The sequence below is a fragment of the Streptomyces sp. NPDC054956 genome, from assembly GCF_053609185.1.
In genome coordinates this window covers 1-17892 of the sequence record NZ_JBSGXB010000143.1, presented here as the reverse complement: position 1 = coordinate 17892, position 17892 = coordinate 1, and the positions used below count along the sequence as shown (strand labels likewise).

12 protein-coding genes are annotated in these 17892 nt (G+C 75.5%); 3 read left to right on the top strand and 9 right to left on the bottom strand.

Annotated features, from left to right (window positions below; all coding sequences use genetic code 11):
- From ACWGDE_RS22050 to ACWGDE_RS22030, 5 genes are all read right to left on the bottom strand, one after another.
- Nucleotides 1-212 (bottom strand): hypothetical protein (locus ACWGDE_RS22050; RefSeq protein ID WP_453390707.1); only part of this gene is annotated, 212 nt, incomplete at its 3' end.
- Nucleotides 213-218: 6 nt separating this feature from the next.
- Entirely contained in the window at nucleotides 219-374 is a 156-nt protein-coding gene (locus ACWGDE_RS22045; RefSeq protein WP_214950598.1) for a DUF6760 family protein, read from the bottom strand.
- Nucleotides 371-826, bottom strand: coding sequence for a hypothetical protein (locus tag ACWGDE_RS22040; RefSeq protein ID WP_453390706.1), 456 nt, complete (start codon nucleotides 824-826; stop codon nucleotides 371-373). The genes ACWGDE_RS22045 and ACWGDE_RS22040 overlap by 4 nt, the downstream gene beginning before the upstream one ends.
- A gap of 7 nt (nucleotides 827-833) precedes the next feature.
- Complete coding sequence (locus ACWGDE_RS22035) at nucleotides 834-1277, bottom strand: phage tail protein (protein WP_453390705.1); 444 nt, start codon at nucleotides 1275-1277, stop codon at nucleotides 834-836.
- 88 nt (nucleotides 1278-1365) lie between these two features.
- Nucleotides 1366-2946 (bottom strand): phage tail sheath family protein, encoded by a 1581-nt coding sequence (locus ACWGDE_RS22030; protein ID WP_453390704.1) that lies wholly within the window; start codon nucleotides 2944-2946, stop codon nucleotides 1366-1368.
- Between the two features lie 182 nt (nucleotides 2947-3128).
- On the opposite strand from ACWGDE_RS22030, the gene ACWGDE_RS22025 reads away from it, so the two are divergent.
- On the top strand, nucleotides 3129-7655 hold the full coding sequence (locus ACWGDE_RS22025; RefSeq protein ID WP_453390703.1) for a hypothetical protein: 4527 nt from the start codon (nucleotides 3129-3131) through the stop codon (nucleotides 7653-7655).
- Complete coding sequence (locus ACWGDE_RS22020) at nucleotides 7652-8659, top strand: hypothetical protein (RefSeq protein WP_453390702.1); 1008 nt, start codon at nucleotides 7652-7654, stop codon at nucleotides 8657-8659. Before ACWGDE_RS22025 ends, ACWGDE_RS22020 begins: the two co-directional genes overlap by 4 nt.
- A 9-nt stretch (nucleotides 8660-8668) precedes the next feature.
- Here ACWGDE_RS22020 and ACWGDE_RS22015 read toward each other — a convergent pair whose 3' ends face one another.
- The 4 genes from ACWGDE_RS22015 to ACWGDE_RS22000 all read right to left on the bottom strand — a co-directional run bounded on the left by ACWGDE_RS22015 (nucleotide 8669) and on the right by ACWGDE_RS22000 (nucleotide 16317).
- The gene (locus ACWGDE_RS22015) at nucleotides 8669-10660 is read right to left on the bottom strand and encodes an ATP-binding protein (protein WP_453390701.1); all 1992 of its coding nucleotides are present in this window, start codon (nucleotides 10658-10660) and stop codon (nucleotides 8669-8671) included.
- Complete coding sequence (locus ACWGDE_RS22010; RefSeq protein WP_453390700.1) at nucleotides 10660-11391, bottom strand: DUF4255 domain-containing protein; 732 nt, start codon at nucleotides 11389-11391, stop codon at nucleotides 10660-10662. The genes ACWGDE_RS22015 and ACWGDE_RS22010 overlap by 1 nt, the downstream gene beginning before the upstream one ends.
- A gap of 6 nt (nucleotides 11392-11397) precedes the next feature.
- Nucleotides 11398-15372 carry a CARDB domain-containing protein gene (locus tag ACWGDE_RS22005; RefSeq protein ID WP_453390699.1) on the bottom strand — a complete coding sequence of 1325 codons (3975 nt, stop codon included), beginning with the start codon at nucleotides 15370-15372 and terminating at the stop codon, nucleotides 11398-11400.
- A 243-nt stretch (nucleotides 15373-15615) separates the two neighbouring features.
- Nucleotides 15616-16317 carry a response regulator transcription factor gene (locus tag ACWGDE_RS22000; RefSeq protein WP_453390698.1) on the bottom strand — a complete coding sequence of 234 codons (702 nt, stop codon included), beginning with the start codon at nucleotides 16315-16317 and terminating at the stop codon, nucleotides 15616-15618.
- Nucleotides 16318-16488: 171 nt separating this feature from the next.
- Here ACWGDE_RS22000 and ACWGDE_RS21995 point away from each other — a divergent pair, with 171 nt between their 5' ends.
- Nucleotides 16489-17769, top strand: coding sequence for a COG1470 family protein (locus tag ACWGDE_RS21995; protein ID WP_453390697.1), 1281 nt, complete (start codon nucleotides 16489-16491; stop codon nucleotides 17767-17769).
- Nucleotides 17770-17892 lie beyond the last annotated feature (123 nt).

Below are 17892 nucleotides of genomic sequence, written 5' to 3'. Positions count from 1 at the left end.
CCGAAGCCCCGCGGGTCGGTGAGCAGCGGAGCCGCGCCGAACGTGCTGCGCTGGACCGGGAGTCCGGGCCAGGCCGGGGCGGGGCGCGCGGGAGCGGCTTCCCCGGGTCCGGGGCCCGGCTCCGCCGCCGCAGCGGCGGCGGCCTCCGGGGCGGCCGCCGGGCCGGCCCCGTCCGGGCGGCCCCGCAGCCGTGCGCGCAACGCGTCGAACACCACCGTTCACCGCCCCCCGGCCAGCCGGTTCAACCGCGCGATCTGGTCCACGTACCGCCGCCGGTCCGCGTGTTCCAGATCGAGCAGCGAGTCCATGGGCCAGTGGAAGTGGTAGGCGATGTACGCGACTTCGCCGTACAGGTCGTCCGCCGCGTACGTCACGATTCCCCCAGGCGCCCACCACCCGAGAGGTCCACCGCGATGTCGGTCCCGCACGACGGGCACGTCACCTGCGCCCGGGTGTGGCCCTCGGCGTTGATCCGGCGGTAGAAGTCCTGCAGGAAGGCCAGGTCGGAGGCGAAGAGGTCCTCGATCACCCCGGCGTGGACGTCCGTGACCGAGCCGATCCGCTCCACCACGCGCCCCAGCAGCACCACCGACAGGTAGGCCGGGTTCTCCCGCACCCGGTCGTCCCGCAGCGGCACCAGCTCGTCGCGCGCGGTGGCCAGGCGCATCACGCCGGTGCGGTGCACCTGGCCCGCGCCGTCCACGTAGCCGCGCGGCAGCTCGAAGGCGAACTCCGTACGCATCGTGTCGCCCCGCGCCGGCTCGGCGGCGGGCGGCGGTGCCGCCGCGTCCTCCACCCGCGGGGGCGATGCCATCTGTCGTCGCATCAGCGGATCACGCCACGTCCATCTGCTCGTACGTGATGACGAGTTTCTCGGTCAGGACACTGGTGTCGCCCGCCTTGAGCGAGCTGATCTCCAGGCTCTTCGGCCACGCGTTGACCAGCGTGTACCGCTTGATCGCCTGGCCCTCGTAGTCGAAGACGATGATCGCGCCGCCCTTGCGGGCCGAGCCCATCTTCCCGAACCGCGCGTCCTTGATCCACTTTTCGAAGTTGTTGTCGGCGGTCAGACCGCGCGTGAGCGTGACCTCGCCCGCCTTCGGGCGCCCGGGCAGCTTCTTGATGACGTACTTGCCGTCCGCCGTGTTCTGCTTGAGCTCGATGACGTCCTGTTCCATCTTCAGGCCCGTCACCTCGTTGATCTGCTTGATGACGACCCCGTCGATCTCCAGCCCGAATGAGTGGCCGACCGAGGTGTCCATGTCGGGCAGTGCCATGCCGCTGACTCCCTAAACGATTACCGATTGCCGCTGCTGCTCGCCGACGGGACGGGTGGGGCCCGCCCGCCGACGAGACGGGTGCCGTCTACTCGTTGACGAGACTGGTGCCGCCCGAGAACTGGGCCAGCCGGAAGATCACGAACTCGGCGGGTTTCACGGGGGCGATGCCGATCTCGCAGACCACCTGGCCGGCGTCGATCCCCTCGGCCGGATTGGTCTCGCGGTCGCACTTCACGTAGAAGGCCTCGTCGGGCGTCAGCCCGAAGAGGGCGCCGCGCCGCCACTCGTTCACCAGGAACGCCGAGATCGTCCGCCGGATCCGGGCCCACAGCGCGTCGTCGTTGGGCTCGAAGACCACCCACTGGGTGCCGATGAGGATGGAATCCTCGATGTAGTTGAAGAGCCGGCGCACGTTCAGGTACCGCCAGGACGGGTCGGACGACAGGGTCCGCGCGCCCCACACCCGGATGCCCCGGCCCGCGAAGGAGCGGATGCAGTTGACCCCGATCGGGTTGAGCAGGTCCTGCTCGCCCTTGGTGAGGTGGACGGCCAGGTCCACGGCGCCGCGCACCACTTCGTTCGCGGGCGCCTTGTGCACGCCGCGGCTCTCGTCGTTGCGCGCCCACACGCCGGCCATCGCCCCGCTCGGCGGGACGAACCGGGTCTGCCCGGACGAGGGATCGGCGACCTTGACCCACGGGTAGTACAGGGCCGCGTACTTGGAGTCGTAGCCCGCGCCCGTCATCCGCCAGTCCTTGACGCGCTGCGGGGAGAGGTCCGGCAGCGGGTCGATGATCGCGACCCGGTTCCCCATCAGCTCGCAGTGCGCGATCATCGCGAGCTGCACCGCCTTGACGCCCTCCGCGTCGAGCGCGCCCTGCTCGTACGCGCTCATCACGTCCGGCACGGCGAGCATGGTGATCTCGTCCACCGTCTCCAGGCCGCCGAAGCCGGTCCGGTCGTCCGAACTGCCCACGTACGAGGCCGGGGTGACGGTCGCGGGCACGGCGGCGACCGGGACGGGCGCCGGGGCCACGGCCACCGTCTGGTTGTCGGGCCGGGCCAGTGCCTGGGTCGGGCCGGCGTCCTCGACGGTGACCAGGCGGGAGCGGTCCCGTACGACGGTCACGACGTAGTTGCGGTTGCCGCGCTTGCTGGAAACCTCCCAGGTCTCCTCCGTACGGTCCCCGCGCTTCACGTTCAGGGTGAAGGCGTCCTCGGCCGGCGATTCGCCTCCCACGTCGGCGACTTCGACGCTGATCCCCTCGCCGGTCCCTTCCAGCGCGGCGACGTGGAACCCGCCGAGCGCCGTACGGGCGCCGGCCGGCAGCGCGCCCGGCTTGCCCCTCTTGCCCGTGACGGCCGCGGGCGCGGCCGGTGCCGGGGCGGCGCCGTCGGCCGTCTCCCCGCCGACGCGCACGACGTAACAGGTGCCGCCGCCGTTGAGGAAGTACGCGTAGACGGAGTGGGCGAGGTAGGCCCCCTCCGTGAAGTCCCCGAAGGTCGCGGTGAACTGGCTCCAGTTGGTCACCAGGGTGGGCGCGTTGTAGGGTCCGGCCGCTGCCAGCCCGACGAAGGCGGCGACGGCGGTACCCACACCCTCGATCGGGCGCGAGCCGGCCTCGACCTCTTCGACGTAGACGCCTGGTGACAGGTACGACGGCATCCGGGTCCTCCCCCTGGGGTACGACGGTTGATCTCACCCTCCCGCCCCGGGCCCCTCGAAGGTCATGACCGGTCGTGCGCCTTCGGGGGAACCCTGAAGTGCCCGGACGGGCAGACCCGGGTGCGCGCCCGCCCAGACCCGTGGCACTTCACGCCCCGACGGCCGGATACCACCCTGCCTGCGTGGACCGGACCTCGAAGCAGCCGCGGGACACCGCCGAGGCCACCGAGGGGGCCGGCGCGGCGGCCCGCCGCGCCCCGGGCCCGGACGGACCCGGCAACCGGGCGGTGGCTTCGATCCTCGGCGGAGCGGGCGGACGGGGCCCCGGCGGACCGGGCCCGGACGCACCGGGCCCGGACGCACAGGGTTCCGAGGCGCAGGGCCCCGTCGGCTCCGGGGCCGGTACGGACACCACGGGCGGTACGAGGGCGAGCGCGGCCGCGATCAGCCGGCTGGTCGGCATGCAGCGGCTCGCGGGCAACGGCGCGGTCAGCCGGGCCCTGGCCCTGCAGCGGCTCGAACCCTCGGCGCGGCCGCGCCCCCGGCCCGGTTCCCCGACGGGACCGGAAGCCGGACGGGAGGCACGGCCGGATCACCGGGCGGGAACCGAGGCCGAGACGGAAACGGGCCCGGAGGGCGCGGCGGGGAGCGGCGCGCGGGCCCGTACGGGCGGGGCCCGCACCACCCCTCCGGACCCCCCGGACTCCTCGGACCCCGCGGCGCACGGTTCCGGGAGCGCGGCCCGGCACGGGACCCCGGCCGTCCCGGGGCCGCGGGGCGCGCACGGGCCCGAGACTCCGGGCCGGGGCCCGGCCCCCGCCCCCGGCGCCGCCGGACACGGAGCCCGGCCCGGCGCGGAGAGCGCCGAGGGACAACGGGCGGCCGGACACCGGGCCGAGGACGGGCCCGTGGGCGACACCGGGGAAGCGGAGACCGGGGAGGGCCCGGCCGCCGATCCCGGTGACGGCGACCTGATCTCCACCGAGCTCGCCGAACACGAGCGGTGGGCGGGCTCGTTCGGGAGCCTCGGCACGGCGGGCAGCGACGAGCGGGCGCAGTACCTGCTGGACATGGCCGGTCAGGGCGCGGCGAGCGGCGCGGCCGGCGGCGCCGTGATGGGCTTCGCGATGAGTGCCATCGGCGCGGCCATCGGCCAGGTCGCGGGCCGCCGGCTGGCCACCCTCGCGGTGTCGCGCGGTGTCTCGGCCACCCCGGTACCGGGCCTCGGCCCGGCCATCGGCGGGGTCATGGCCCTCGCCGGGCTGGCCATGCGCGACTGGGGGGCGACCGGGCAGACGATCGGCCGGATGGGGACGGGGACGGGCTACGAGCGGCTCGCGAACGATCTGGAGGGCCTGGCGGAAGTCCTGGACGTCACGATGGCGCTGATGGACGTCGTGGCGGGCGTGCTCGGCGGCATCGCGGTGGGCATGTGGGTGGGCGCGGTGCTCTCCGGCGGCACGCTGGCCCCGCTCGCGCTGACCCTGTCGGCGGTGGCCACGGGCATGGGCCTCGCGACGACCGCCGTCGGGCTCGTCATCAACATCGGCGTCCGGCCGGTGGTCACGGCGCTGCGCGCCCTGCACGCCTTCGACTCCCAGGGCGATCCCGCGCAGATCGAGCAGCAGGGCGAGCAGTTGTCCTCGGCGGCGAGCCAGGTCAGCGGCGCGGCGGTCGGCGCGCTGGCCGCGAAGGCGGGCGCGTGGGCGGGTACGCGGGGCGGCAACCGGATCGACGCGGGCATCACCCGCCTCCAGGAACGCGCCACGGGCGGCGCCCCGTCGGGCTCGGTGACCTCCTCCGGGGGCCCGCGCCTGCACGTCGAGATGCCGGAGGCCCCCGGAGCGGCCCCTCACGTCGACGCGGACGCCGGGGCGGGCGCGGGCGCGACCGCGCACGTGGACGCCGACTCGGGATCGGGGTCGGGGTCGGGATCGGGCACGACGACCCACGTGGACGCCGACGCAGGTACCGGCACCACGTCGCACATCGACACCGACACGGGAGCGGGGTCGGGGTCGAGCACGACGACCCACGTGGACGCCGACGCGGGTTCCGGCAGCACTTCGCACATCGACACGGGGTCGGGGACGGGCACGACGACGCACGTGGACGCCGACACAGGCCCGGGCCCCACCACGCACGTGGACGCGGACGGTACGACGCCGCACGCGGACGCCGGCGCGGGACCCGGCGGGACGCCCCACGCCGACGCCGACCCGGGAACCGCGCCCCGCACCGACGCCGGAGCCGATACCCGCTCCCCGGGCACGGCCGACGGCACGGCGGCCCGGCCCGCGCCCTCCTCCCCCACACCGCTCGGCGCCGCCGACCCCGCACCGCAGGCGGCCGCCCCCGCACCGCACGCCGCCGCCGACCCCGCCGATTTCAGCGATCTCGACCCCCTGATCCGCAGCCTCGAGGAGGACCCGAACGTCCAGGCCCGCCTCACCGACGACCGCCCCGAGCTCCCCCGCCGCGAGACGCCCTGGACCCAGCCGGAGGCCCGCGCCTACGCCAACGAGCAGGCGGCGGACCACCGCGCCGCGACCGGGATGAGCGGCGACACCGTGCAGGCCGGGCACACCGCGGCCGCCCGGCACGCACCGGAGTCGGGCATCCGGCCGGAGGACTGGGACACCCAGCCCATGCAGCCGCTGCACAGCCGCCGCGACTCCGACGTCGCGGCGACCGTGACCCACCAGGACGGCCGCGAGAGCACCAACACCCGCCACCGGGCGCAGGAACGGCTCATCGACGCGGCCGTCGCCCAGTCCCGCAGGGGCTCCCCCGACGGCACGCTCACCCCGCGCGGCCACCTCGACGCGGCCGCCCAGGTGGCCTGGCAGTCGGAGAACATCCCGCTCGCCCAGGACAACATCGACATGCTGCGCGCGGGCCCCCTGGCCGCTCCGGGAGCGGGTCCGGCCGTGGATCCCGCGACCGGCCGCGTCATCCCCGGGACCGGGACCGGGACCGGGACCGGGACACAGGCCGCGGCCCCGACGGCGACCCCGCACTCCCCCGCCTCCCCGGCGGGGACCCCGCACACCCCGGCCGCGCCCGCGTCCTCGTACCCGGACCACACCCGGACCATCCCGCCGACCCAGGACCGGGCCGCCGCGATGGCCCAGTACCAGGCTCAGGTGCGCGCCGACCCGGGCCGAGAGTCGGGGGTCTGGCGGGACTCCGCCGGCAACTACCACGTCATGCAGGGCGGTCCGGGCTCGGTGGCCCCGCCGTCCGTGTCCGGGCCGCTCGAGCTGATCTACCACAGCCACCCCACGACGGCCGATCCCGCGATGCGGTCGCTGAACAGCCAACCCTCGCAGGCCGGCGGGGACTTCGGTGTGCTCCAGCACCAGCACGGCGAGGGTCCCGCGGGCCGGCGCCAGAGCTCCGAGCTGCACTTCCCGGTCTACGACGGCGACGGGAACCAGACCGGCTACGGAGCCACGGGCTTCGCCTACGACCCCACCCACCCGCTTCCCCTCCACGTGACCACGACCACCCCGGAGGGCGGTACGAGCACCCAGCGCTACCGGGACTTCGCCGACTTCCAGCAGCGCGCCCGGGTCGGCGCCAGTGGCGGTACGGCGGCCGAGCGGTCGGCGGCGTTCGCGGGGGCCGAGGCGCGGTTGAGCGCCGACCGGGCCGCCGCTGCGGCCCGCGTGGACGCGACGGCGCGCGCACTGGATCCGGGCCCCGGGATGGTCGGCGTCCGCGAGGGCCGGGAGCGGGGCGACACCGCGCACGGGCCGACGGCCGAGGGCGGGACGGGAGCCGGGGCCGGGGCCGGGGCCGTGGCGGAGCCTTCGCGGCGCGGGCCGGCGTACACCGCGCACGTGGCCGGGCTGCGCCCGGGCGAGTCCGTGGACCTGCCGGTCAACCCGGCGTACACGGCCCCGCCCGGTACCCCCGCCGAGCTCGCCGCGCTGCGCGAACGGCTCGCCGTGACCCGCCGGGCGCAGGCCGAACTGGCCGGCACGGAGGGCCGGATGGCGAGCCAGGCGGCCACGCAGAGCGGCCAGGACACCCAACTCGGCCGGGCGGGCGAGGTGTCGCAACAGCTCGTCGCCGGCGGGCAGGCGCAGGCGACCGCCACCCGGGAGACGCAGTCCGTCAACCGGGAGCAGCAGTCGACGGCGGCCGGCGCGATCGGCAGCCTGGGCCAGTCGGCGCAGCAGGCCGGTGCGGTGGCCACGCTGGTGGGCAGCCTGCGGGCGTTCCAGGGCCTGGCGGGCCTGTTCGGGTACCTCCCGGGCAGTCTGGGTGCCAGCGCGCGGGGCGCGAGCGCCGACTCCTCCCGGCTGATCGCGGCCCTGGGGCGGGTCCGGGAGACCGATGCCGTGCAGGGGCAGATGGAGGGGCGGCGGTCCGGCATGGAGGCGGATCAGGCCCGTATCGGCGGCGTGGACGAGCGCAACACCCGGACGGCGGGCGAGCTCGACCGGGGCCGCCAGCAGGTCGAGCAGTTGCGCGAGCTCAACCGGGCGCGGCTCGGGGAGACCGAGGCGACGCGCGATCAGGCCCGGCGGGAACGGCAGGAGGCGGCGGGCGACGAGGAGCGGACGCAGGGGACGCACGACGACCTGTTGGCCCGGATGCGGACGTGGGCGGGTGAGCACCGGGCCGCGCGGGAGACTGCCGTCGCGGCGGCCCGCGCCGCTCTGACGGCCCGGGGATACGCGGTACAGGAGAGCGGATGACGACGACGGGCACGGCGGCGAGCACGGCGGCGCGGGCGGAGGTGGCGCGTCTGCGCGGTGGCGGCGACCGGGCGGAACTGGCGCAATCCCTGGAGGAGTTGGCGACGGCGGCCACCGAGGAGGGCGATCTGGGCACGTCGGCGGCCGCGCTGGAGGAGGCGGCCGGGATCTGGAAGGGTGCCGGGGAGCCGGCGCGGGAGGGGTTCTGCCTGCTGCTGGCGGCGACGATGCAGCGGCTGCGCGGGGACCTCGGCGCGGCCCGGCACAACCTGGAGCGGGCGGCCGCCTCGGACCTGCCCGACGCCGTGCGCAGGGCCTTCGACGTGGAGCGGGCGGAGCAGTCGCTGGCGCTGGGCGCGCACGAGGAGGCGTACGAGGCCTTCGGCTCGGTGCTCGCCGTGCTCGACTCCGGGCAGGACGCGCCGGTGCGGGCGCGCATCCTGCAGCGGCGGGCCGCCGCCGCGACGGCCGGGGAGCGGTGGCGGGAGGCGGCGTCGGACCTGATGGACGCCGAGGAACTGTTCGCGGCGCACGGCGAGCCCGGGGAGGCCGAGGCGGCGGCGCTGGGCGCGGCGCTGGCCGTGGCGCGGGTGGACCCGGCGACGGCGGAGGAGGTGTGGTCGGCGGCCACGACCCCGGCGCCGCGCGACGGGACCGCGGCGGCCGCGCGCGGCATCACGGGCGGCCGGATCGCCCTGCTCGCGGGGGACGCCGAGCTGGCGCTGCGCCGGTTCGACGCGGCGCGGCAGGGTGCGCTGGACGCGACGGACCCGATCGCCTACCTGGCGGCGGTGGGGGAAGCGGTGGCCGCGGCGGAGTCGCTCGGCGACGACGCGGGCGCGTACGCGCGCCTGGCGACGGCCTGGGTCACGCTCGGCGATCTGCTGGGCGGTGAGGGCGGCCGCCGCCTGGTCCGCCCGCTCCTGGAAGGACTCCGCGACCGCCTGGGCGCGACCCGCTTCGCGGCGGCCCGCAAGGCGTACGAATCCCGCACCGAGCCCTGACGGCGGCGTTCACCGGGCCAGCCGGAGGTAGGGGCCGAACTCGCTCTCCAGGCACAGCCGCCCGAGCTTGCGGTACTCGCGGGCCACGGCCGCGACCAGGTCGGCCATCGTCACCGGCCGGCCCGCGTCGGCCGCGAGGTAGGCCGCGGTGACGGCCGCCGAGCGGATGTCGCCGCCCGCGAGCTCGAACGAGCTCGCGCAGAAGGGCAGATCGAGGTCGTCGGCGCGGGGCAGCCGGGGGCCCAGGCAGCGGTCCCACAGCGCGAGCCGCTGCTCGGCGTCCGGCAGCGGGAAGTCGACGACCAGGTCGAGGCGGCGGGTGAAGGCCTCGTCGAGGTTGGCACGCAGGTTGGTGGCGAGGACGGCGAGGCCGTCGAAGGTCTCCATGCGCTGGAGCAGGTAGGCGCTCTCGACGTTCGCGTACCGGTCGTGCGCGTCCTTGACCTCCGAGCGTTTGCCGAAGACCGCGTCCGCCTCGTCGAAGAGCAGCACTCCGTTGACTCCGGCCGCCTCCGTGAAGATCCGTTCCAGGTTCTTCTCGGTCTCGCCGACGTACTTGTCGACGACCGTGGCCAGGTCCACCGTGTACAGGTCCAGGCCCAGTTCCCCCGCGATGACCTCGGCGGACATGGTCTTCCCGGTCCCGGAGTCCCCCGCGAACAGTGCCATCACGCCCCGGCCGCGTCCGCCGCCGGGCCGCATCGCCCAGTCGCCGAGCACCTGGTCCCGGTGCCGGGCGCGGGCCGCCAGTTCTCCCAACTGCCCCAGTACGGCGGGCGGGAGGACGAGGTCGTTCCAGCCGACGCCGGGCTGGATGCGGCGGGCGAGGCGTTCGAGTCCGGAGGTGTTCTGGGACCGGACTCCGTGCAGGAGTTCCGCCTCCCCCGGTACGTCGGTGCCCGCCAGGGCCGCCTGCTGGCGGGCCGTGGCCGCCGCCCGGCGCATCTGGCGCGGGCTCAGCACGAAGGCGGCCACGGCGTCGCCGGGCTCCGCTCCGAGCACCGAGGTCCACAGGGCGGTCCGCGCGGCCGCTCCGAGGCGTCCGGCGTCCACCAGCAGCGGGGTGCGGTCCGACCATTCGGGGTCCCAGCCCGCCTGCCCGGCCAGCAGGACCGGCACGGGCAACGCGGCCAGCGCGCGCAGCAGTTCGGTGCGCTGCGCCAGGGCCTCGACGGGGGCGGCGATCAGACCGGCCCCGGCCATGGCCGCCTCCCGGCCCGCGGAGCGCACGAGCGGGGCCGGGTCCGAGTGCCGGGCGAGCCGGTCCAGGTCCAGTACGAAGGCTCCGCGTCCGGCTCCGGCCAGCGCCTCGGCGGCCAGTTCCGCGGCGGCCCCGCCGGCGGGTTCGCGCAGGTACACCGGCGAGACTCCCGTCCGCAGCGCCCGCGCCAGTGGTGCGCCGGGCAGTCCGGTGTCTGCGGCGGCCTCCACCGGGAGGAGCAGGTCGGCGAGTTCGGGTGCCACCGCGTCGCCGCCGAGCAGGTGCGCGGCGACCCGGTCGGGGACCCGCAACGACCGGCCGAGAAAGGGCCGTTCGTGTTCCTCCACCAGCAGGAGGCCGCGTACGCACAGGGGTCCGTCGGCCGAGAGCCGGGCCCGGGCCGGCGCCGAGGCGGCCGGCACCCCGCACAGTCCCAGCGCCAGCCCGGCGGTGGGGCGTCGGCGCGTGACGTCGTCGTTGAGGTAGCCGTAGAGCTGCTCGAAGCGCCGGTCGAGGTCGGGTGCGAGGGCGATCAGCAGCAGCTCCACGTCCAGCGGCAGCAGCCCGAAGTCCGCTTCGAGGCGTTCCAGCCGGGAGTCGCCGTCGCCGGGTTCGGCCGGGGGCCCCGGCTCGGGCCAGGGCACCTGGTCGGGTGCGTCGAGGATCCTGCGCACGGTGTCGTCGGACAGGTAGAGCCCGCGGAACGGGTCGTCGGCCTCCGGGTCGCTGCCGCGCCGCGCCTCGACGGCGGCGCGCACCCGGGCCTCGACCGTGGCCAGTCTCGTCAGCAGGTAGTCCATCAGCCCTCGTTCCGGCGGCGGGCGCGGGCGGACCGCGGACGCGGCACCCCGGGGGCCGGGCCCGTCGCCGACCCCCGGGGCCCACCGGGCCCCGGCTGCTCCTGCGGTTCCCCCGCGGGGCGGCCCTCCCGCGGTTCCTCCGGTCCCTCCGGCTTCGAGAGGTCCGACAGGTCGACGGAGAGCCCCTCCTCCGCCGGGGGACCGGCCGGGTACACCGGTGCCGCCACGACGGGTGCGCTGACCACGACGTCGAGCGAGGGTTTCAACTCCCCGCCCAGTGCGCTCCACACGTCCGTGAAGGCCTTGTTCTCCGGTGGCGGCAGGGCGATCGACACCGGCACGGGGAGTCCCGTCAGGCTCAGCTCGGTTCCGAGCCGCTCGGCCGGCAGCGCCGAGTAGCGCAGGAAGCAGCCCAACAGGGAGGCGAGCAGCCGGTGTTCGTCCTCCGGGCGCTGGGTCCAGGCGCTGACCAGGTAGGACAGTTTGAAGTACCGGGGCGGCAGGGTCCTGGAGACCACCCTGCCCTGGTCGTCGTAGACGTTGCGCCGCCCTCGCGAGCGCAGCCCGAGGTCCTCCCGGATGTCGTAGAGGTACAGGTTGACGGTCGGCGTGTTGCGCCGGGCCGCCCAGTCGCGGGTCGGCGCGTCGAAGACCACCTCGACGCCCGCGCCGCCGCCGAGCGCCTCGGCGCGCACGAGCTCGCGCAGGGCGTCGTCCACCTCCTGGATCACCCGTGATCACCTGCGCCATTGGAAGTTGTCGGGCTGGAGCACGCCCGGCACCACCAGGAAGGGCGCCGCGACCTCGCCGAAGAGCGGCGGGGTCACGTCCGCGTGCGTCGCGGTCAGCTTCCGGTCGCCCAGGGTGTCCTGCACGAGGATCAGGACCGGTGCCGTGAAGCTGCCGTCGGCCCCCACCACGACGGGCGCGGAGGCGACCGTGACCCCCCGGTCCCAGCGCAGGTCCACGGTCACGCCGGGCGGGAAATCGGTTCCGTGCGCCTGGGTCACCGAGCCGGGCGGCCCGAGGACGGGACTGAGCTCCAGCACGGGCTGCCGTACGGTCACCTGCGCGGATCCCGTGTTGTTGGCGGGCTGGGCGTCGGTCCCGGTGGTGGTGACGGTGGCCGTGACGGCTCCGGTCAGCGGGGCCCCGGCCGCCAGTTCCAGCCGTACGGTCAGCCGCGCGCCCGGGGCCAGGTCCTCGACCGGGCAGCCGCCCGCGCCCACGCACCCGGGCCGGGTCACGGAGTTCACGGCCAGACCGGGCGGGACCGTGATGACGAGGGTCTGCCCGGTGGCGGGCAGCAACCCGAGGTTGGAGAGGGTGACTTCGGCGGTGACCACACCTCCCGTGTAAGCGGTGCGCGGGGTGGCGGTCACCGAGACCGCCGGGTCCGCGTAGCGGTTGGGCACCGGCGGCGGGGCGGCCTCGACGACGATCGGCGCCGAGGCGGTGTTGTTGGTGGGGTTGCTGTCCACGCCGGCCGTGACGACGGTCCCGGTGGCGTTCCCGCTGAGCGGGGCGAGCGCGGTCACCACGCGGGTCACCGTCGCCTGGGCGCCGGGGACCATGTCGCCGAGCGCGCACCCGGCGGGCGGGCAGGCGGGGGTGTCGGAGAGCACGGTCGTGCCGGCCGGCAGCACCGGGGTCAGCACGACCGCCTTGGCGGTGGCGTCACCGAGGTTGGTCACCTTGAACACGACCGTGGACTGCTCCCCGGTGGCGAGGTGGCCCGGGGTCGCCGTGACGGTGACGGCGACGTCGGGCCGGCGCGGGTCGACGAAGGTCAGGTCGACGGCCGCGCGGTCGTTCTCGGGGTTGCCGTCGGCGCCGCGCCGGGTGGTGGTCGAGGCGGTGCCCTCGACGGTCCCGGAGAGCCCTTCGGGGGAGGTGTACTCCCAGGTGGACTTCTTCTCGGCGCCCGGCTCGAGCGCGCCGAGCGCGCAGCCGTCGGCGGGGCAGGCGGTCCCGGTGACCAGGGCCAGCCCGGGCGGGAGGACCATCTTCAGGCGTACGTTCTCGGCGGTCGCGGTGCCGGCGTTGCGGACGGTGAACTCGACCTTCGTCCGCTCGTTGATCTTCAGCACGGCCGGGGCGGCGGTCGCCGTGACGACGAGGTCGGGCACGACGACGTCGACCGCGATCCCGGCCCGGTTGTCGGCCGGGACGTGGTCGGGCAGCCCCGACTCGGCCACCGCCTCGGCCCGGTGCTTCCCGAGCGCGGCCCCCTTCACGGGCAGCCCGACCGAGACCGGGCGCCGGTCGTCCGAATCCACCGTCCCCAGCTCGCACACCAGTTGGGCGGTGCAGGTGCCGGCCGACGGTACGGGGACCCCGGCCGGCACCAGGCCCGGCGGCAGGGTGAGCCGTACCTTGGTGCCGGGCGAGGGCGCGATGCCCCGGTTGCGCACCACCACCGTCAGCGCGACGGTTTCGCCGAGGAGCACGGAGGTGTCGCCGCCGGTGAACTCCACCGACAGGTCGGCGCTCGGCTCCCACGTGGGCTGGTGCTGGCTGGCGTCCGTGGTGCCCGGGAACATCTCCGCGTAGTCGTCCGCGCCGCCGTCGTTGGCCGGGTCGACGACCAGGATGCGGGTGTCGTACCTGCTGGTGGTGGACACCCGTACGACGTCCATGGCGAGCCGGGCGCCGCCCGGTGACCACGCCGGGTTGTCCGCCTCGTAGTACGTGGCGTTCGGGGACGGCACGGGCACGTCCACCGGGCAGGTGTCCTGGCGGGGCACGATCGCCCGGCACTTCTTGCCGTCCGCGGAGGCCAGCACCACCATCTTCGTCTCGGGGGCCGGTCCGCCGGTGGCGACGGCGGCGGGCTCGGCGGCGGGCTTGACGGCGGGCTTGACGGCACCGGCCTTGGCGGCGGGCTCGGCCGCGGGCTTGACGGTGTCGGCCGCCTTGGCCGCAGTGAGGGTGTTGACCGTGTTGTCGACGTAGTGCTCGTGCCGGACGAACGCCAGCCCACCGCCCCGCGGGTCGTACACGGGCCGTGCGTCGATCACCGAGCAGCCCGCCCCGCACTGCGCACCCGTGACGTCGAACTGGCCCTTGCCGTCGGCCGCGTTGGCGGTCCAGACGTGCCGGTCCGGGTTCCGGCCGGTCGGTCCCTCGTCCGACGGCGCCGCCGCGGCCGCGATGTGCGGATCCGTGGGCGGGGGAGTCCGCGTGCACTCGCTCCAGCGCGAGAAGGCGAGCCGGGTCCCGTCCGGGGACCAGCTCGGCTCCAGGTCGTCCGAGCGGCAGTCGCTGCCGCTCTCCTCGCGCCGCGGCACGGTGGCCACGAGCTTCCAGTCCTCGGGCTTCGCGGAGGACACGTCGACGACGGCTATCTCGGTGCGGGGGTTCGAGTTGCCCTCGGTGGATTCGGGCCTGCGGGCGAGGGCGAGCCGGGTGCCGTCCGGGGACCAGGAGGGGCGGCTCTGGCTCTCGCCCGGTTTCATCCCCTGGTAGGTCAACGCCCGCGCGGCCGCGAGCGCGTCGGGCTCCCCGATCATGATCCGCGTGGGCCGGTCGTACCGCGCCGCTGCCCGATCGAACGAGCCGAGTGCCCGTATGAAGGCCATCCGGCGGGCGTCGGGCGCGTACGCGGGGTCCGCGAAGGCGTACTCCGCCCCCTGCGCCGCCCGCAGCTGGACGCGGTCCACGGGCATGCCCGCCCGCTGCCGCTCGATGTTCGAGTCCTCCCAGTCCTCCCCGGCGACCAGCGGCTGCGCCGCACCGCCCCCGGCGGGCGTGTACCAGGCGACGTTGTCCGGGTTCAGCGGCACCACCGACTCGGGGTCGAACAGGGGGGTGCCGGGGCAGCCGTCGCACGGCCGCGCGGGGTCGACGTAGTACGGCTCCCCGAACAGCGCGAGCAGTTGCCCGGCGTCGGGCCGCCAGGCCAGGTCGAGGCGGCCGTACTCCTCGCGATGGCCGCGGGCGAGGGTCACGGGCGGGGTCTGACCGCGGCCGTCGGCGGGGACCGTCACGAGGTCGTACCCGCCCTCGCCGTCGTAGGAGAGGTACGCGACGCGGTTCTTGCCGCCGGGCTCCCAGACGGGCACCCGCGCGTCGTCCCCGGCCGGGGACACGCGGACGGCCGGTCCCCCGGCCAGCGGAATCCGCAGGGCCTCGCCGCGGTGCGCGTAGACCAGCTCGGCGGAGTCGGGCGACCAGTCGGGCCAGTCCGCGTCCTCGGCGACCTGGCGCAGCCCGCTGCCGTCGGTGCGGACCACCCAGACGCCGGCCGGCTTCTCGGTGCGGCCTTCGACGTCGTCGCAGCGGTGGCCGGTGGCCGTGTAACCGTCGCCGGGATCGTTCTCCCAGGAGACGAACGCGATCCACTGCCGGTCCGGGGAGAGCACCGGGTCGGCGATCCGCCAGCCCTTGCGCCGGAAGACCCGGTTCGCGGGCGCGTCGCCGGTGCGCCGGTAGATGCCCTCGCCCTCGCCGCTGCGGTCGCTGACCCAGACGAGGTCGTCGCCGCGGGCCGCCGGCTGGCAGTCGTTGCCCGCGACGCCCACCGGCAGCAGCGGGGCCAGCGCTCCGCGCCCGCCGACGGTGTGGACGGTGTGGTGCGAGCCCTCGCCGATGTACGCGATCCGCCCCGGGTCCGGGGGCTGCGCCACCGCGGCCACGGGCGCGGCCGGCGCTCGGACCGGCGTCACCGGGGGCACGACACCCATGAGCCCCATGGACACCACCAGCACCATGGATCGCCCGAACCGCCTGTAGCCACCTCGTCGCACGCGCGTCTCCCGGACGTGTCCCCCACCCGCCCCCGGGGCGGTCCTACGGCGTCCGGATAGCCCTCCTCACCGCACACCGTGGCCCGCCAGGTGCCCCGCCCGTAGCCCAGGGCGGGGCACCGTTGCGGGTAACTCACCTTGCCCCAAGGGGCATTCAGGGCCCGGAAGGGCCGCCTGGACCTCCCGGACTCCGGACTCCCGGACTTCCTAGATGAAGCCCTGACGCATCGCGTAGGCCACGGCGTGCGAGCGGTTGCGCAACTGCAGCCGGGTGGTCACGTCGTGCAGGATGTTCTTCACCGTCCGCTCGGAGAAGGCCAGCGCGCGGGCGATCTCCGCCGTGTCGCTGCCCTCGGCGACCAGCCGCAGCACGTCCACCTCCCGGGGCGCGAGCCCGGTGAAGGCCAGTCCGCGCGGGTCGAGGACCTGCCGCTGCAACCGCCCCACCTGGTCCAGGAGCCGCCCCAGCAGATCGGCCGGCACGCTGCCCTCGCCCCGCGAGGCCGCCGTGATCACCTGGACCAGCCGCTCCCCCGAGGCCTCCGAGCGGCGCACCACTCCGACGACCCCGCACTCCACTGCGGCCACCAGTCCGGCGTCGTCGATCTCCGTCACCACGAGCACGATCCGCGCCTCGCCGCCCGAGCCGCTCCCCGCCCCTCCCGCGCCCCCGTCCGGCGCGCCGCGCTGGGCCCGCCGCAGGGTCTGCGTCTCGTTCTCCCCGACCCGGTCCGCGGCCACGACGGCCACGCACGAGGTCCCGTACGCCTCGTAGGACTCCTCGTCCCCCAGCAGTCGCACCTCGGGGCAGTTGCGCAACTGCCCCGCGAGTCCGGCCCGCGAGATCGGGTCCTGTGCGGTCAGCCGGACCGGAATCCGTTCGGCCCCGCTCTCCCCTTGATAGCGCATGACGTACACCCCCAGCTCACCGCGGCAGCCCCACCTGCCCGCGTGTCCACCCAGTGAACACCCGGGCAGTCAGCAGGCACTCCACACGGACTCAACGGGCAACGCGGCGTGCCCCCGGATGTGTCCGTACGGGTCCGGACCCGACTTCGCACCCCTCCCTACCGTCCCCTCATGACCACTTCCGCTCATCTGGACGCCTCCCCGGCCGCCGTCATGCCCGGGGACGAGGTCCGGATCCCGCTGGAGCTGCGCAACAGCGGCAATGTCGTCGAGGCCTACGGTTTCGAGGTGCTGGGACCGGCCGCTGCCTGGACGGTGGTCGAACCGTCGACGCTCTCCCTCTATCCGGACACCGCGGGCACGGTCCACCTGGTGGTCCGGCCGCCCCGGGACTCCGCCGTCCCGCCGGGCGAACTCGCCTACGGGGTCCGCGTACTGCCCCAGGAGCAGCCGGAGCACACGACGGTGCCGGAGGGCCTGCTCGACATCGGCGCGTTCGCGGACTTCGGCGCCGAGCTGACGCCGAGGCTGAGCCAGGGCAGCGGCGGCGCCCGCTTCCAGCTCGCCCTGGACAACCGGGGCAACCACCCCCTGACGGTGTCGCTGTCCGCCAAGGACCAGTCGGACGCGCTGCGCTTCAGCCTGCCCGACACCCCGACCGTGGTCGGCCCCGGCCAGGCCGCGTTCGTACGGATACCCGTGCGCGCGCGGCGGCGGATGTGGCGCGGGATGCCCACCCCGCACCCCTTCCAGGTGACGGCCGCACCCGCCGAGGACGGCGTGGCTCCGGCGGTCCTGGACGGCACCCTGCTGCACCGCCCGGTCCTCTCGGCCACGGCCCTGCGGGCCCTGCTGGCGGTGGTCGCCCTGCTGGCCGCGCTGGCGGTGATCTGGTTCACCCTGCTGCGCCCGGCGGTGCGCGGGGCGGCGAAGGAGGCCGTGAAGGGCCCGGTGCAGGCGGCGGAGTCGAAGGCCGCCGAGGCGAAGGAGGCCGCGGACAAGGCCGCGGCGGGCGCGGGCGGTGGGGGCGGCGGGAAACCGTCCCCGTCCCCGGGCGTCTCCACCGGCGCCGCCCCGGGCACGGGCCCGGCCCCGCAGGCCCAGGCGAACCTGTTCTCGACCCGCCTGACGGCCGAGGCGGGCGCGGGCGCCACGAAGTCGGAGACGTACACCGTCCCGGACGACAAGGTGCTGCGCCTGACCGACCTGGTCCTGGAGAACCCCCAGGGCGACGCGGGCACGGTGACCTTCTCGGTGGGCGGCAAGCCGCTCCTGGCTCCCGCGCTGGAGAACTTCCGCGAACAGGACTTCCACTGGGCGTCGGCCCTCCTGGCGGGCCCGAAGCAGGAGATCACGATCACCCTGACCTGCCGCACGATCGGCAAACCCCCGGCGGCCCCGGCCCCGACGAAGTGCTCGGCGTCGGCACTGCTGAGCGGAACGCTGGAGTAAAGGATCGCCTCAAACGCCGGCCAATTTCCAGCCCCGCCGGCGGTTGAGGCGATCTTTTGGGTCCGGGCGGAGCCCGGGGAACGGGCGAAGGGTGGGTAGGGGACTTCCACCCCCCGCGGCCGG

Bases quoted from the DNA above. Each gene is read 5' to 3' on its own strand.
- ACWGDE_RS22040 (WP_453390706.1), bottom strand. From the start codon at position 826: ATGCGACGACAGATGGCATCGCCCCCGCGGGTGGAGGACGCGGCGGCA.
- ACWGDE_RS22035 (WP_453390705.1), bottom strand. From the start codon at position 1,277: ATGGCACTGCCCGACATGGACACCTCGGTCGGCCACTCATTCGGGCTG.
- ACWGDE_RS22030 (WP_453390704.1), bottom strand. From the start codon at position 2,946: ATGCCGTCGTACCTGTCACCAGGCGTCTACGTCGAAGAGGTCGAGGCC.
- ACWGDE_RS22020 (WP_453390702.1), top strand. From the start codon at position 7,652: ATGACGACGACGGGCACGGCGGCGAGCACGGCGGCGCGGGCGGAGGTG.
- ACWGDE_RS22015 (WP_453390701.1), bottom strand. From the start codon at position 10,660: ATGGACTACCTGCTGACGAGACTGGCCACGGTCGAGGCCCGGGTGCGC.
- ACWGDE_RS22005 (WP_453390699.1), bottom strand. From the start codon at position 15,372: ATGGTGCTGGTGGTGTCCATGGGGCTCATGGGTGTCGTGCCCCCGGTG.
- ACWGDE_RS22000 (WP_453390698.1), bottom strand. From the start codon at position 16,317: ATGCGCTATCAAGGGGAGAGCGGGGCCGAACGGATTCCGGTCCGGCTG.
- ACWGDE_RS21995 (WP_453390697.1), top strand. From the start codon at position 16,489: ATGACCACTTCCGCTCATCTGGACGCCTCCCCGGCCGCCGTCATGCCC.